13 protein-coding genes are annotated in these 15,092 nt (G+C 67.0%); 6 read left to right on the top strand and 7 right to left on the bottom strand.

What is annotated here, in order from left to right:
• The first annotated feature begins 236 nt into the window (after positions 1 to 236).
• Positions 237 to 1,121: an alpha/beta fold hydrolase gene (locus C8K36_RS17660; protein WP_107985831.1), complete on the top strand. Its 885-nt coding sequence runs from the start codon at positions 237 to 239 to the stop codon at positions 1,119 to 1,121.
• On the opposite strand, the gene C8K36_RS17665 is transcribed toward C8K36_RS17660, so the two are convergent.
• On the bottom strand, positions 1,076 to 1,522 hold the full coding sequence (locus C8K36_RS17665) for a hypothetical protein (RefSeq protein WP_107985832.1): 447 nt from the start codon (positions 1,520 to 1,522) through the stop codon (positions 1,076 to 1,078). The genes C8K36_RS17660 and C8K36_RS17665 overlap by 46 nt on opposite strands.
• Positions 1,519 to 3,174: a class I adenylate-forming enzyme family protein gene (locus C8K36_RS17670; RefSeq protein WP_107985833.1), complete on the bottom strand. Its 1,656-nt coding sequence runs from the start codon at positions 3,172 to 3,174 to the stop codon at positions 1,519 to 1,521. The genes C8K36_RS17665 and C8K36_RS17670 overlap by 4 nt, the downstream gene beginning before the upstream one ends.
• A 119-nt stretch (positions 3,175 to 3,293) precedes the next feature.
• Between C8K36_RS17670 and C8K36_RS17675 the strand changes: the two genes are divergently transcribed.
• Positions 3,294 to 4,112: a FadR/GntR family transcriptional regulator gene (locus tag C8K36_RS17675; protein ID WP_107985834.1), complete on the top strand. Its 819-nt coding sequence runs from the start codon at positions 3,294 to 3,296 to the stop codon at positions 4,110 to 4,112.
• 18 nt (positions 4,113 to 4,130) lie between these two features.
• Here C8K36_RS17675 and C8K36_RS17680 read toward each other — a convergent pair whose 3' ends face one another.
• The 5 genes from C8K36_RS17680 to C8K36_RS17700 form a co-directional block, all read right to left on the bottom strand.
• On the bottom strand, positions 4,131 to 5,381 hold the full coding sequence (locus tag C8K36_RS17680; protein ID WP_107985835.1) for an amidohydrolase family protein: 1,251 nt from the start codon (positions 5,379 to 5,381) through the stop codon (positions 4,131 to 4,133).
• A 269-nt stretch (positions 5,382 to 5,650) separates the two neighbouring features.
• Positions 5,651 to 6,193 carry an HD domain-containing protein gene (locus tag C8K36_RS17685; RefSeq protein WP_258195473.1) on the bottom strand — a complete coding sequence of 181 codons (543 nt, stop codon included), beginning with the start codon at positions 6,191 to 6,193 and terminating at the stop codon, positions 5,651 to 5,653.
• 174 nt (positions 6,194 to 6,367) lie between these two features.
• Entirely contained in the window at positions 6,368 to 7,333 is a 966-nt protein-coding gene (locus tag C8K36_RS17690; protein ID WP_107985837.1) for an LLM class flavin-dependent oxidoreductase, read from the bottom strand.
• A gap of 46 nt (positions 7,334 to 7,379) precedes the next feature.
• A complete protein-coding gene (locus C8K36_RS17695; protein WP_107985838.1) occupies positions 7,380 to 8,111 on the bottom strand; it encodes a TetR/AcrR family transcriptional regulator in 732 nt (243 codons plus the stop codon).
• Positions 8,108 to 8,647: an HD domain-containing protein gene (locus tag C8K36_RS17700; RefSeq protein WP_258195474.1), complete on the bottom strand. Its 540-nt coding sequence runs from the start codon at positions 8,645 to 8,647 to the stop codon at positions 8,108 to 8,110. Before C8K36_RS17700 ends, C8K36_RS17695 begins: the two co-directional genes overlap by 4 nt.
• Positions 8,648 to 8,948: 301 nt before the next feature.
• On the opposite strand from C8K36_RS17700, the gene C8K36_RS17705 reads away from it, so the two are divergent.
• The 4 genes from C8K36_RS17705 to C8K36_RS17720 all read left to right on the top strand — a co-directional run bounded on the left by C8K36_RS17705 (position 8,949) and on the right by C8K36_RS17720 (position 15,053).
• Positions 8,949 to 10,298 (top strand): MFS transporter, encoded by a 1,350-nt coding sequence (locus C8K36_RS17705; RefSeq protein ID WP_258195475.1) that lies wholly within the window; start codon positions 8,949 to 8,951, stop codon positions 10,296 to 10,298.
• A gap of 160 nt (positions 10,299 to 10,458) precedes the next feature.
• Positions 10,459 to 13,020 (top strand): LuxR C-terminal-related transcriptional regulator, encoded by a 2,562-nt coding sequence (locus C8K36_RS17710; RefSeq protein ID WP_107985840.1) that lies wholly within the window; start codon positions 10,459 to 10,461, stop codon positions 13,018 to 13,020.
• 96 nt (positions 13,021 to 13,116) lie between these two features.
• Positions 13,117 to 14,082: a pirin family protein gene (locus C8K36_RS17715; protein WP_107985841.1), complete on the top strand. Its 966-nt coding sequence runs from the start codon at positions 13,117 to 13,119 to the stop codon at positions 14,080 to 14,082.
• 206 nt (positions 14,083 to 14,288) lie between these two features.
• A complete protein-coding gene (locus C8K36_RS17720; RefSeq protein WP_107986042.1) occupies positions 14,289 to 15,053 on the top strand; it encodes a pirin family protein in 765 nt (254 codons plus the stop codon).
• Positions 15,054 to 15,092 lie beyond the last annotated feature (39 nt).

Here is a 15,092-nt window from a genome sequence, read left to right on the forward strand (position 1 = left end):
GCTCGGCATCCGTACAGGAAGGCCACGCCCGCGGCGTCGAGCTTCTCGACCCGGCGATGTTCGGCGAGGACCGGCGTCGCACCGGGACCTTCCGCACCGGTACGGCCGATCCGACACCGAGGGGGTGGAAAGCCCACACCTCGGTGATCGGCCGACCACCTCGGGGACTCTGTCGGCCGCTCCTCCCGACGACGAGATTGGAGTGTGCAGGAACGACACGAGCCCGGGAGGATGCCATGAGGACGAGCACTCACGAACGCAGCCGTCGTCACGTGGTGGAGTCCGAGGACGGGGTGTCGCTCGCGGTCCGCGAGTACGGACCGACTGATGCACCGGTCACCGCGGTGTTCGTGCACGGGCACTGCCTGCACACCCACTCGTGGGCGCGTCTGCGTTCGCATCTGACGCGCGAGTGGGGCACCGCGGTGCGGATGGTGTTCTACGACCATCGCGGCCACGGCGAATCCGGCAGCGCGCCGGCACACACGTACACGATCGACCAGTTGGGCCGCGATCTCGAGGCGGTCATCCGGTCGACCGTTCCGTCCGGTCCCATCGTCCTGGTGGGTCACTCGATGGGCGGCATGACAGCCCTCGCCTACGCGCGCCAGAACCCGCAGACCGTGGGCGACCGCATCGTCGGAGTGGGTCTGCTCTCCACCGCGGCAGGCGACATCACACGTTCGGGACTCGGCCGATTCCTGCGGCACCCGCTCGTCTCCGCGTTCCAGTTCGGTGTCGAGCGCATGCCGCGCCTCAGCCAGCGCCTGATCAGTCTCGTCCTCGACAACCCCACGTCGGTGGTGACGATGTACGGATTCCTGCGGTCACTGGTCGGCTTCGACGAGTCGCATTCTCTCGCCCGATTGGCCGCGATACCGTCCCTCGTCCTCGGCGGCACCGCGGACATGGTCACGCCCTTCGAACACTCGGTCGCGATCGCGTCGAATCTCCCCTCCGCCGAACTTGTTCGGCTCGGCGGTGCGGGACATTCGGTGATCCTGGAGCAGGCGTGCGAGGTGGCGCACGCCTTGGTGCGTCTCGTCGACCGCGCGGTGGAGCATCACTCGACGGGTCACCCCGCCGCGAGTTCCCCGGTGACCGCCACGAGTGTCGCGTGACCGGAGGCTGCCGCGTCGGCAAAACCGCACGCGTCCTCCGGGGACGCCCCTCGGCCGATCTCGGCGGTGAAGTCCGTGTGCCACCGGGCGAGTCGATCCGGATCCCATCCGAGCAGCGCACGATCCATCAGCAGTCGTTCGCACACACCACGCGACGCCTGAATCCGTTGCTTCGAGACGGTGCCGACCCGCCCGAGGATGTCGGCGGGAAGCAGTGGTCTCGACGTGGTCCGGTAGTGCGCCCACGTCGCCTCGAGAACATCGGATTCCGCACAGTCCCTGAGTATCTCCGACCAGTAATACTCACCCGGCTCGTCCGGCACGGGTACCTGTTCGACGCCGGCCCGAATCCGCAGCACCTCTCGGCACGTGTACACGTCGACGGTCTTGACGGGGCTCACGGCACGCTCGCTCGAACCGTGGCGACGACGACCGACTCGAGGGCCATCGCGCGGATCTCGCCCTTGGCGAGCTTGCCGCCGGACGAACGCGGCAACTCGGCGGCGACGACGAGGTGCTCGGGGAACAGCTCCTTCGACACCCCGCGGGCACTCAGGTGCTCGACGAGGTCCGCCATGGTGAGTTCCCGGCCGGGGCGCAGACTCACCACCGCGCACACACGCTCGCCGAAGACAGGGTCGGGGACCGCGACGACGCCCGCCAGATCCACCGCCGGGTGCGTCTCGACCTCCTGCTCCACCTGCGGCGCCGAGATGTTCTTGCCGCCGCGGATGATGATGTCCGACGTACGCCCCACGGGAGTCAGGTAGTCGTCCTCGACGGTCACGAGATCGCCCATCAGCATCCAACCGTCCTCGGTGAAGAGTTCGGCGTTGGCCGCGGCGTCGTCGTAGTATCCGGCGCACGTCAGCGGACCGCGACCACCCGGCTGGCCCGGGCCACCGCTGGCGGTCACGTCGCGGCCGTCCTCGTCGAACAGGCGCACCTCCATCTCCGGGATCAACTGTCCGGACGTGTTGAGCCGCTTCGCGACTGAATCCTCGACCCGGGTGACACTGAATGCGCCGCTCTCGTTCGACCCGAAGAACTGCAGCACTTTCGCTCCGGTCCGGTCCTCGAACTCGGCCGCACGATCCGCGGGCACCGCCTCACCCCCGGTGAACATCACCCGCAGCGACGACAGGTCCGCCTCCGCGGCGAGCGGAGAGTTCAACAGCATCCGGAACTGCGTACTGACACAGCACAGCACGGTGACGCGCTCCTGCTCGATCATCCGAATCATGCTCTCCACATCGAACTTGGGAAGCACCACCGTGGGCGCACCGAGCATCGTCGGGGCGTAGTGCGACGTCCACAACCCGAATCCGAACGGGGCCGGCACCGCACCGAAGAACACCTCGTCGTCGCTCAACCGACCCGCATCGATCGCCAGGCGGCTGAACGCGATCCACCGATTGTCGAACTGCGTCACGCACTTCGGAAGCCCCGTCGTTCCGGACGTCGAGTTGAGCATGCTGAGATCGTTCGGGCCGAAGCTGCGGCGCTCGACGGCATCGGAGTCGGCGCGGCCCGGCGTGATCGACACGGGAACGCGGCCGGAGACGTCGACGATCCTCTCCACACCGGCGTCCGACATCACCACGTGGAAATCAAGGGGAAGGCCGAGGTCACGCAGTTCCCGCACCACCGTGGCCGACGAACGACCGCCGAGAGCCTCGAGGCTGATCAATGCCCGCGCTCCGGTCTTGCGGACCAGATGCGCAATCTCCCGGTCTCCCGCGCGGGCGCCGATTCCCACCGCGACGACACCGGCACGCGCCGTCGCCACCAGCGCGGCGTGCACGAGGAACGTGTCGGGCAGTTGTACCGCCACCCGGTCACCGACCTGGATGTCCAGAGCAACCAGGGCGCGCGCCAGATCTTCCGCGACGGAATCGTATGTCGCCCAGCTTGTTCGGCCTTCCGGAGTGATGTAGGCATCGGCACCGGGCGTCCGGGCCGCACGCTCACGTACCAACCGATGGAGCGGCTCCGTCCCCCACCAGCCGGACTCCACGTAGCGGCCGACAGCCTCAGGGTCGATCAGACTCATCTGTTTCTCCTTGTCCGGGGACGACGCGCCCCCGCGGGTACTGACTTCGCTAACATTCAGAACTAAGGTGACGGATCCCGTGTCGGAGAAGCCGTCGGCGACCGGAAGGAAGTGACGCGGTGCCCGACCAGGGACCGGACAGGAAGCCCCGTGCTGTCGATCCGAGCAGTCTCCGCTGGCGCAGGCTGGCCGAGATGGTGGCCGATCAGATACGCGAACGCATCCTCCGCGGCGACCTCTCCGAGGGCGACCTCCTGCCCAAGGAGGCGGAGCTGCGAGAGCAGTACCCGGTCAACGTCCAGTCCCTGCGCGAGGCCCTGCGCATCCTCGAGGCCGAGGGCCTGGTCCGCGTCCGCCGCGGCAACCGGGGTGGCGCGGTGGTCCACCGCCCCACCCCCGGCAACGTCGCGTACAGCCTCTCGATGGTCCTCGCGATGTCGGGCACCGACATCGACGACGTGGGCCGCGCCCTCCACGAGGTCGAACCCATGTGCGCCGCACTGTGCGCCGAACGCTCGGACCGCGCCACCGAGGTGGTTCCCGTCCTGCGCGCCCTGCACCAACAGTCCCTCGCCGAGATCGACGATCTCGTCGCCGCGACCACGCTGTCGCGCCGCTTCCACGAGGCCGTCGTCCAACTGTGCGGAAACCGGTCGCTGATCGTGCTCGCAGGCGCCCTCGAGTCCCTGTGGTCGAGCCACGTCACGGGGTGGGCGAACGAGCGTGCCGACCCCGACGCGATTCCGCCGACGGAGCGGGCCCAGGCCCTCGCCGTTCACGGTCAGATCCTGCAGTGCATCGAGGACGGCGATGCCGCGTCGGCGCGGGTCATCGCCGCGCGGCACCTACGGGACGTCCAGACGTATCCACACGATCCCGACCGCCCTCACGTGCCGCTGGATCCGGCCGTCGCACGAGATCGCCTCTTCTTCGGCTGACGCGCGCGGGGGGCCCGGTCAGAAGCTGTTCGGGTCGTCGATCACGCTCTGCGGCACCGGATGCCGGTAGAGCTTGGAGGCGTTCTCCCATGTGATCTTGCGCAGCTCGTCAGCCGAGAGTCCCTTCATGGACTCGTTCACGACCTCCATCGTGCGCGGCCACAGGCTGTCGCTGTGCGGGTAGTCCTCCTCGAGGAGGATGTGATCGATGCCGATACGGTCGCGCAGCACCATCGTCGACGGATCCTCGACGGCGCAGAACCAGAAGTTCCGCTTGAGCACGTCCGCCGGGGAGATGTCGATGCCGTCCCACGTGCCGTACATCGACGAGTACGTCGTCATGTGGTCGAGCCGGTCGAGAAGCGCAGGAACCCAGCCGATTCCGCCCTCGGACATCACGATCTTGATGTTCGGGAAGCGCACCGGGATCTTCGAGAACAACCAGTCGACGGTTGCGAACATCGCGTACCCGAAGAACAGCGTGCCGGCGACGTCCGGCGGCGCGTCGTCGGAGGTGCTGGGTGACGTGCTCGACGAACCGATGTGCAGGTTGATGACGGTCTCGGTCTCCTCGCACGCGCGCATGATCGGGTCCCAGTGGCCCGAATGGACCGACGGCAGACCGAGGGCGTGCGGGCCCTCCGAGAAGGTCACGGCCTTGAAGCCCCGCTCGGCGTTGCGGTAGATCTCCTGTGCGCCGATCTCCGGGTCGAGGAAGTACGGGATCTGGCACGGGATGATGCGATCCGGGTACGGGCCCGCCCAGTCCTCGAGGTGCCAGTCGTTGTAGGCGCGCGTCGCAGCGAGCGCCAGTTCCTGGTCCTTCGTGCTCAGCTGCAGACGCTGACCGGCGAAACCGGGCAGGAAGGACGGGAAGTTCAGGGACGCATACACACCCGACAGGTTCATGTCCTTGACGCGGTGGTGAATGTCCCACGATCCCCGGCGCATGTCCTCGAAACGCTGCGGATCGAAGCCCCACTCGTCGACCGGACGTCCGACAACCGCATTGAACCCGACGTTCGGAATTTCCTTGCCGTCGTACACCCAGATGTCGGCGCCGTCGCGGTGGATGACCTTGGGCGCCCGGTCCGCGAACTTGGCGGGTAGCCGCCCCTCGAAGGTGTCCTTCGGCTCGACGATGTGATCGTCGACCGAGATGAACGGGAAGGGCCGGTGGGCCTTTTCGGGTTCGGGCAGGAACGTGACCTTGCCCTTGACGTTGGTCGTGAAGTCGGTGTTGTGAATCAGGTCGTCGAGATTGGCCATCGTGCACACTCCTCGATTGTTCGGGTTCGTTGAATCCGACTGCGCCATCTACACAGTCGGGTGGAAAGTCCGGGCGAACGCCTGGGCGGGTCGCGGCGAGCACCGGCCACATCGGCAATCTGCCGAAACTCTAACTTACAAAAGATAGCAATGTAAGCCCCCGTCTCATCGAAAGATGAGAATCGACCGGATCCCCCGAGAACGAGGAAGCGCTCGTCCCGAACGGGACGAGCGCTTCCTCGAAACCTCTGCCCTGCAGCGGCGTCGACTCAGTCGGAGCCGAAACCACTGGCCGGCCGCGTGAACACCTCGCGCAGCAGCGGAACGAAGGTCTCGATCGGCAGCGTGTCGTAACTCGGGTCGAACGACACCTGATCCCACTCTGCGCAGAAGTGCGCACACGTATCGAAGTACGGACTGTCCCGGTAGCGCTCACGCGTGTCCGGATCCAGACCCAGCCGATCCCAGTAGTGGTATCCCTGGAACACGCCGTGGTGCTTGACAACCCAGGTCGACTCGGCATCCAGATAGGGCGCAACGATCGCGGCGGCGAGTTCGGAGTGATTCGCCGGCGCGATGGCGTCACCGATGTCGTGCATCAGCGCCGCGATCACGAGATCGGTTCTCGCACCTTCACGGAGCGCACGCGTCGCTGTCTGGAGAGAGTGCTCGTAGCGGTCGACTTGATACCCGAGGGTGGGACCCCGCAACGCCTCGAGCATGTCGATCATCGTGTCGGGCAGCCGATCATTGAGGTGAATCTTCGACTCCGCCACGATGAGCGCGATGTCGTCCGAAGTCGATTCGTCCATCCGCGTGAAACTCACTTGTCGTTCACTCGACGCATCGATCGTCATGACAAGAACCCTTTCCACTCGTCGCGGTCGCCGCTACCGCGACGATCCCGTCAGTCTTCATTATCTTTGTATAGAAAGAAAGGTGTACGCGCGCAAGTTCTCGTCCCGCTGGGCAAGATGGGGCCGCCCTCATGCATCTCCCGCGAGTTCGGACCGCACCACGGTGAAGAGCAACTCGAGGTGCCGATCGACGATGTCGTCGGGCATCCCGCCGAGACTGGCCCACAGATAGACGTGTTCGACAGGCATATCGGCGGTGCGTCGGCGAATCTCGGCAGCAGCAGCCGACGGCGTCGCCACGGTGAGCCCGGGCACCGACCCGCCGGTGTCGAACGCGGCCGTCAACTCGACCTCGAGATCTTCTGCACTGCATTCACTTCCGCGCTGCCGTCGATACGTCGCCTGCTGATGGGCAAGGTGGGGTATCAAACGTCGCACGGTAGATTCCGGGTCGTCGGCAACGATGATGTCCAGAACCCCGCCGGTGCGAGCGGCATCCGTGCCGTGGCCACCTTCCTCGAGACCGGCTCGGTAGGGCGCCATCAAATTCGGATCGAGCGTGAGCAGACCCGCGCCGAGACGGCCGGCCCGCATCGCGCCCTTCGGCCCCTGGTAGCCGAGCCACATGGGAACCGGTGTCTGCACCGGCCCCGGAGTAACTCCCCCATCGGACAGGAGGCTCCGCACGGTGTCGAACACCGAGTCCGTCGCCGTGTAGCGCTTGCCGTAGTCGGAGCCGAACGCCTCGAACTCGTCCGTCGACCAGCCCGCTCCGAGGCCCAGCTCGAGACGTCCGTTCGAGATCAGGTCCACCAGCGCGGCCTCCTCCGCGATGTGGATCGGATGCCGGTGCGGTGCGAGGAGAATCGCGGTGCCGATGCGGATCCGTTCGGTCCGTGCGGCTATCGAGGCTGCGAGTGTCAACGGCTGCGGGAGATAGCCGTCGTCGAAGAAGTGGTGCTCGGTCATCCAGACCGAGTCGGCGCCCAGCTTCTCGGCCCACGCGACGCGGTCGAGCGTCTGCCGATAGTGGTCCGCCCACGGCCGGCGCCATGGCGCCGGGTTGCGCATATCGAGGAACATTCCGAGCTTCATCGAACCGAGAACCTTTCGAACAGATGATGTTCCGGGGGGCGTGCACTCAGGCGGACGCCCGACGCAACTCGTCCACCACACCACGCAGAGCATGAACTTCGCTCCGCAACTGTGCGAGATCGCGTCCCGCGGCCTCCCGTCGGAGCGGGGCCGGTGGCGCTACCACCGGCGGAGCAGGCGATCCGGCCGATCTGGCCGTGATGCCGTCGACGAACAGGCCTACCAGCGTCGTCGACAGCATGAGGTAGTCGTCGTCCAGCGAATCACGGTGCCATCGCGTGGCAGTCCATACGATCTCTCGCAGCAACCTCTGCAACTGCACCGACGCGAAGTCGGGCCGGAACTGCCTCTCGGCGACACCCTTCGCGAGAATTCGGGCCCACACGTCCTGCGCCTCACGGACACGCGCAGCGATGTGCTCGTACCCGGGCACGGACGGCAAGGAGGCGAATTCCTTGTCGTAGATCTCCGACGCGTGCGGGTGCCGCACCGCGACCCGCAGCGAGACGTGGATCAGGTCGCGCAGTTGTTCGGGCGCGGCCACGAACCGGCGGATCTCGGCCGCATAGCTGCATGTCAGATCGTCGAGGAAGGCGGCGAGGATTTCCGCGACGAGCTCGTCCTTCGAACTGAAGTAGTGATACAGGCTGCCCGAATGCAGACCTACCTCGTCGGCGATGTCGCGCACGGTCGTCGCGCCGACCCCGCGCGACGAGAACAAACGAGCGGCACAGGCGACGATCTCCTCGCGCCGGCCGCTCCGTCGCGGACCGCTCATCCTTCGTGCCGTGCCAGATCCGGATCGCCCCACACCTTCGGCGGCCGCGAGAACACTTCTTCGAGCATCGGCATGAAGAACTCGAGCGGTTCCGAGTCATAGCCCGGGTCGAACGACTCCTGATCCCACGCCGCGCAGAAGTGAGCGCAGGTCTCGAAGTAGGGCGAATCCCGGTACCGATCACGGCTGTCCGTCGGCAGACCGAGCTTGTCGCCGTAGTGGTACGTCTGGAAGACACCATGATGCTTGACGACCCAGACGGCTTCGTCGTCGAGGACGGGGCGAAGAATCGCGGCGGCTACCTCGCTGTGATTGTCGGGGCACAGGTCGTCTCCGATGTCGTGGAGCAGCGCAGCCACCACGAGGTCGATGCTCGCACCCTCACGGTGTGCGCGCGTGGCCGACTGCAGCGAGTGCTCATATCGGTCCACGCGGTAGCCGAAGGTGTAGCCCCTCATCGACTCCAGGAGCTGCACAACGGTTTCGAGCCAGTGATCGCGCCGATGCGCGGCCGCCTCGTCCCGGATCAGCTCCATTTCGGAGACCGTAGCGTCGTCCATCCTGGTGAATCCGACAGTTCGTGACACGCCCACCATCTCGCCTCCCGTCGCGGGGTCGGGTGCCTTCGTTGGCACCGCGTAGCGGACATTACTCGCCCAATCACTTGATTGGGAGCCAATCGAGCGATTGACATTCGGCGTGTCCTGGATCACCATGGCTTCTCGATTCGAGCTCGCTGATCGAGCGGAATCCGCTGTGGCCGAACGCCGCCCCCGATCTCCACCGTTTCGAGAGCTAGCTCCCCTCCCTCACGGGCAGTCTCCGAAGGAGAACCTCATGACCATTACCCCCTCACCCCTCCCCCGCTCCACCGTCCGGGGCAAAGCCCGGATGATCCTCGCGGTCAACATGGGCAACGCCCTGGAGTGGTTCGACTGGACCGTCTTCGCGATCTTCGCGGTGTACTTCTCCAACCAGTTCTTCCACTCCGACAACGAGGTGTCGAACCTCCTCTCCACAATGGCGGTCTTCGCCGTCGGCTTCGTCATGCGACCGCTGGGCGGGCTGTTCTTCGGACTCGTCGCCGATCGTCGCGGCCGAAAGTTCGTGATGGTGCTGACGATGTCGCTCGTTGCGGCATCCAGCGTGCTCATCGCGATCGCCCCGACCTACGGCCAGGTCGGCGCCTTCGCGTCGGTGTGGCTACTCGTGGTGCGCTGCCTCCAAGGGCTGGCTCACGGCGGCGAACAGGGCGGCTCGTACACCTACATCGCCGAGGTCGCGCGACCGGACAATCGCGCGCTCTGGGGCAGCACGGTGATCATGTCGACAGTTGGTGGCACCGTCCTCGCCACGCTCCTCGGGGCCATCATGCGAACCGGCGTCGACTCCGCGACCATGTCCGACTGGGGCTGGCGCATCCCCTTCCTCATCGGCGGACTGCTCGGCTTCTTCGCGCTCTACCTCCGCCGCGGGCTCGAGGAATCCGAGACGTTCGAAGGTGCGTCTTCGGCCGAACCCACATCGGAGTCACCGGTGAAGACCGCCCTGCGCGACGTCTGGGCCCAGCGTGGGTCGATCCTGCGGGTCGCGATCCTCGTGGGCGGCACGTCGGTGTTCTCCTACACGTGGTCGGTCAATGCACCTGCCTACGCCATCAGCTTCCACGGCGTGGACGACCGCCTCGCGATGTGGTCGGGCGTGGCCGCGAACCTGGTGTTCATCGCCGCTCTCCCGCTCGCAGCAATGCTCGCGGACCGAGTCGGGCGGCGAGTGAACAACATGGTGTGGGGTGTCGGCGTCGCACTGCTGGCCTTCCCTCTCTCGGGAATGCTCGACGGGTCGGCGGTGAGCCTCGTGACTGCCATGTCACTGGCACTCGTCCTGCAGTCATTCGCGGCGAGCACCCAGGTCGCGTGGTTCGCCGAACTGTTCGCCACCAAGTCCCGCGCGACGGGTGTCGGCATCGCGGTGTCGCTCGCAGCGGCCGTCTTCGGAGGGACCGCCCCCTACCTGAACTCCTGGTTGACCTCGCGTGGAGCGGCGGACCTGTTCACGTGGTACGTCGTGGCGCTGGCCCTCTGCGTCGCGGTCGCGGCGTTCTTCACGCGGGAGACCAAGGGCACGTCTCTCGATTCCACGCACGCCCCGGGGCGTTCCGCGACACCGGAATCGACGACCGTCTGACGGCCTGCGCGCATTCCCCTCCCGGGCACCGAAGGCCTGTGACAATATTTGCTGTTCGTGCACATGGTCACGATTCGTGACCATGTGCACGCACAGGGTTTCGCAGCGGGGGCGAACCAATCGCACCGACGGGGGTCGGTCGACATGGGGAGTGTGTGCTGTGGCAGCTGATCGATCGGCGACCGTTGCCGGCGGACGACAACCGCGGGCGGACCGTTTCCTGCTGGACCGACCGCGCCTGTTCCAGCTGTTGTCGAAACCTGCGGCACTGACGGTGGTCCGGGGCCCCCGTGCGGCCGGCAAGTCCGCACTCCTGCGGACCTGGCTCCAGACGCAGCCCGACTTCACCGGGGTGGCGATCGACCACGACTCGCCGGTCGCGGGCACATCCCCGGACGACTACTGGCACACGCTGTCCCGGAGTATCGACGCGGTACCCGATTCCGACGACCCGATCGTGGTGCTGCTCGACGACGTCGACCGACTCGGTGATCCCGCCGCGGAGTCCCACATCCTCGGACTCGTCGAGGGTGACCACCGCCTGCACGTCGTCGTCACGACCCGCTCCACGGCCGTCTTCGACGACGCCACGATGCTCGACGTCGATGTCGACGTCCTCACGATCTCCCCCACCGACCTGCTGTTCACACCCGCCGAGTCGCAGGCCGTGTTGCAGGCCCGTGGAATCGAGCTGGCACCGCACCTGCTCGAGACGGTGCAGACCGTCACCGGGGGCTTTCCTCCGCTCGTGCAGGCCGCCGTCGCGGTGGCGCGCCCGTTCGGCACGGACTACGAGGACAGTCGCGAGCTGGCCCGGCGGGCCCTCGAGCGGTCGATCGACCGCTACGTGGAACGGACGATCCTGAGCGACCCGGACCTGGCCGGACTGAGGCAATTCATGCTGACGATCTCCGCGGCGCGGACCGTCTCCGACGAGGTCGCCACGGTACTCACCGACGACGACACCGCACCGCAACAGGTCCGCGCGCTCGAGTCCGCGGGCCTGCTGGTCCGGTCGATGTGGCCCAGGGACACCGAATGGCGCTTCCCTCAGCCGATCCGCGAATCCCTCATGCGCGACCTGCGCCTGGAGGCGCCGCAGGGACCGCTGTGCGCGTCGGCGGCCCTGGCCCGCTGGTTCCTCGAACGGGGTGACCTCGACCCCGCGCTCGCCCACGCCGTCGAGGGCCAGGACTGGGAGCTGACCGTCTCGATCCTCAAGTCCAACTGGGTGGAACTCGTCTCGCGGCACTTCCGTCTGGTGCGCGAGTCGCTGCTTGCGCTCCCGGCGGAGGCCGCCGAGGGCGACCTCTCGATCAAGGCCGGCCGTGAGCTGTTCCTGCGATTCGGCGCAGACTCGGCGGGCTTCGCGGCCCCGACCGTCCCGTCGTACGACACCGATGTCGTGGAGACCGACGCGGCGGCGGTCACCGAGACCCTCGCGGTGGGCACCGTGCAGTCACTGATCCTGCGGGTCGCAGGAGACTTCGAACGGGCCGACGAGATGACGACTCAACTCTCCGCCCTGGCGGATCGGGCACTCAAGGCACAACACGGCAAGGTCACCGAGTTCCTGCCACTGCTGCGACTGCAGTGGGGCATCACGCATCAACTGCGAGGCGATCTCACGCAGGCGTCCACCGAGTTGCGCCGTGCTCACCACGGCAACCGCCCGGCCGGGACCGACTTCGTCGCACGAAACGCGGCCGGCAATCTCGCACTCGGCTACGCCCTGACGGGGGAACTGACCCACGCCGACTCCTGGCTCGAACGCGAACGTCGCTACGACGACGCAGGCTCGGGAATGTCGGCGATGGTCCGAGTCGGCGGCCTCATCGCGTCGGCACTGGTCGCCCTCGATCGGATGGACGTCACCTGCGCCGCGAAGGCCCTCTCGGAACTCGGCGACCTGCCCGACGACGAGGAATTGTGGGCGTTCGCCGCGCATGCGCACTGCCAGGCCGCCCTCGTGACGGGGAACGCGGAGCAGGGGCTGGACCGACTGCACCGCGCGACCGCGGTGTACGACAGGTGGTTCACCTCCGGATCGGTCGCCGCGCCGCTTCTCGCGGCGACCGAGGCGGATCTGTACTCGGCACTCGGCCGCGGCAACGACACGTGGACTGCACTCGAGAAGGCGCGGGGGCGCGGCCCGTGGACCGCGATCGCGCGGGCCCGGATGGACCTGTCGAGCGGCTACCCGGCGTCCACCCTCGCCGGCTGCGCCCGGCCGGTGGTCTCGAACTGCCCGTACCCGCGGATCCGGATGGAGTCGGCGCTACTGCAGTCCGTGGCGCATCTCGACATGTCGAATGCCGAACCGGCCGTAGCGCTGCTGAAGCGCGCCGTCGCACTCTTCGAACAGACGGGGTTGGTCCGCCCCTTCGCGTCGATGTCCGAGAATTGCATCGGCCGTCTCGTCGGGTTGGGGGTGGACCTGCCCGCGGCGTGGCTGTCGGCGGTGCCCCCTGCCGGCCGGGAGGTGTTCCCCGAGCGGATCCGGATGGTCGGAATCAGCGACCGCGAGTCCGCGGTGCTCGAGGCGTTGGCGTCGACCCCGTCGGTGGCAGAGATCGCCGCGCAGTTGTACGTCTCGCAGAACACGGTCAAGACCCAGCTCCGCAGCCTCTACCGCAAGCTGGGCGTTCATTCGCGGGCCGACGCGCTGCTGACCGCGACCCGGCTGGGGCTGCTCACGAGCAGGCACGACTCCGACAGCTGACCTGGGACGCGATCGGGCGGGAATACATGGATTCGCAGGGTGTTGAGCTACGGTGAACTAGTTGAAACATCAACTAACCGCTCGGAGGAGATCAGAATGCCCGCCGTGACCGTCGACAACATCCTCGCGCTGCCGCGTATCGAAGCCGTGGATCCGACCGCCGTCGACCGCCCGGTCCTGGGTGTCGTCACCGCACCCGTCGGATACGAGGGCGAGGGTTTCCCCGTCCGCCGCGCGTTCGCCGGGATCGACATGACGCGCCTGGACCCGTTCATCCACATGGACCAGATGGGCGAGGTGAACTACGCACCCGGCGAGCCCAAGGGCACCCCGTGGCACCCGCACCGCGGATTCGAAACCGTCACCTACATGATCGACGGGATCATGGAGCACCAGGACTCCAACGGCGGCGGCGGCACGATCGGCGGCGGCGACACGCAGTGGATGACGGCCGGTGGCGGCATCCTCCACATCGAGACCCCGCCCGAGCATCTCGTCATGAGCGGCGGCCTGTTCCACGGCGTCCAGTTGTGGGTCAACCTGCCCAAGAGCAACAAGATGGCCGCGCCGCGCTACCAGGACATCACCGGCAGCAAGGTCGCACTCGCGTCGAGCGCCGACGGCGGTGCCCTCGTCCGCGTCATCGCCGGTGAGATCGCCGGGCAGCAGGGGCCAGGGTCGACATACACGCCGATCGCGCTGTCCCACACGACCGTCGCACAGGGTGCGAGTGTGACCCTGCCGTGGAACCGCGACTTCAACGCCCTCGTCTACGTCCTCGCCGGGGACGGCTTCGTCGGCGCCGAGCGTCGGCCGATCTCGTCGGGCCAGACGGCGGTCTTCGGCCGCGGCGACTCGATCACGATCACGGCCGCCGACACCCAGGACTCGCGCACCGAATCGCTCGAGGTGTTCGTCCTCGGCGGTCAGCCCATCCGCGAACCCGTCGCGATGGCCGGACCGTTCGTCATGAACACCAAGGCCGAGGTCCTGCAGGCGTTCGAGGATTTCGAAGCCGGGCGACTGGGTTCCATCCCGGCAGCCCACGAAACCCTCAACTGAATACCTTTGCCGGACAGGCGATCACATCGGTCGAACGACCGACCGACTGTGATCGCCCCGGCGTCCGACACTCGTCCGTGAACAGTCCGAGACCGAACCGACACCACGGATTCGGCGCCGACGGGTCCCACTTCGTACCCTGGTGACTCGACAGCGCGAACGCCGTGGCGCAAACTCTGACCGCGTCTGTCAGCGAGGAGGACCGCATGCCAGCTCTCACCACCCCCCACGTCGACGTCCACCGCTCGGGTGATCGCCTCAAGACCCGGATCCCGTGGCTGGACTCCAAGCATTCCTTCTCGTTCGGCCAGCACTACGACCCCGACAACACCCACCACGGCCTGCTGCTGGTGAACAACGACGACATCGTCCAGCCGGGCCAGGGTTTCGACACCCATCCGCACAAGGACATGGAGATCGTCACGTGGGTGCTGCGGGGATCGCTGGTGCACCAGGACTCGATCGGGCACTCGGGTGTCATCTATCCGGGCCTCGCCCAACGGATGAGCGCGGGCACCGGCATCCTGCACTCGGAGAAGAACGACTCGTGGAAGCTGCGGGGCGACGAACACGAGGAGCCGGTTCACTTCGTCCAGATGTGGGTGGTGCCGGACGAGCCTGGCATCACTCCCGGTTACGAGCAGCTCGAGATCGACGCCGAACTCCTCGCCGGCGGGCTGGTTCCGGTCGCGTCGGGCATGGCGCAGCACCGCGATCACGCGGCCATCCGCATCAAGAACAAGTACGCGTCGCTGCACGCCGCGCGCGTGCAGCCGGGCACGTCGGTCCGTCTCCCCGAGGCGCCGTTCGTGCACGTGTTCGTCGCGCAGGGCACGGCGGAGATGGAGGGCGTCGGCATTCTGTACGAGGGGGATGCCGTCCGGCTGAGCGCCTCGGGCGGGCAGGCCGTCACCTCCGAGACCGGTGCCGAGATCCTCGTCTGGGAGATGCACGCCCGTCTCGGCGGGTGAGATCCGCGCCGCGGAGGATCGCCTCGGCCTGCTAGCCAG

Origin of the sequence: Rhodococcus sp. OK519 (assembly GCF_003051005.1) — a bacterium.
Lineage (GTDB): Bacteria > Actinomycetota > Actinomycetes > Mycobacteriales > Mycobacteriaceae > Prescottella.

What these genes read in the sequence shown, in the direction of transcription:
- C8K36_RS17700 (WP_258195474.1), bottom strand. Translation starts at nt 8,647, where the DNA reads ATGGAGCTGATCCGGGACGAGGCGGCCGCGCATCGGCGCGATCACTGG.
- C8K36_RS17660 (WP_107985831.1), top strand. Translation starts at nt 237, where the DNA reads ATGAGGACGAGCACTCACGAACGCAGCCGTCGTCACGTGGTGGAGTCC.
- C8K36_RS17680 (WP_107985835.1), bottom strand. Translation starts at nt 5,381, where the DNA reads ATGGCCAATCTCGACGACCTGATTCACAACACCGACTTCACGACCAAC.
- C8K36_RS17670 (WP_107985833.1), bottom strand. Translation starts at nt 3,174, where the DNA reads ATGAGTCTGATCGACCCTGAGGCTGTCGGCCGCTACGTGGAGTCCGGC.
- C8K36_RS17715 (WP_107985841.1), top strand. Translation starts at nt 13,117, where the DNA reads ATGCCCGCCGTGACCGTCGACAACATCCTCGCGCTGCCGCGTATCGAA.
- C8K36_RS17695 (WP_107985838.1), bottom strand. Translation starts at nt 8,111, where the DNA reads ATGAGCGGTCCGCGACGGAGCGGCCGGCGCGAGGAGATCGTCGCCTGT.
- C8K36_RS17685 (WP_258195473.1), bottom strand. Translation starts at nt 6,193, where the DNA reads ATGGACGAATCGACTTCGGACGACATCGCGCTCATCGTGGCGGAGTCG.
- C8K36_RS17720 (WP_107986042.1), top strand. Translation starts at nt 14,289, where the DNA reads ATGCCAGCTCTCACCACCCCCCACGTCGACGTCCACCGCTCGGGTGAT.
- C8K36_RS17690 (WP_107985837.1), bottom strand. Translation starts at nt 7,333, where the DNA reads ATGAAGCTCGGAATGTTCCTCGATATGCGCAACCCGGCGCCATGGCGC.
- C8K36_RS17705 (WP_258195475.1), top strand. Translation starts at nt 8,949, where the DNA reads ATGACCATTACCCCCTCACCCCTCCCCCGCTCCACCGTCCGGGGCAAA.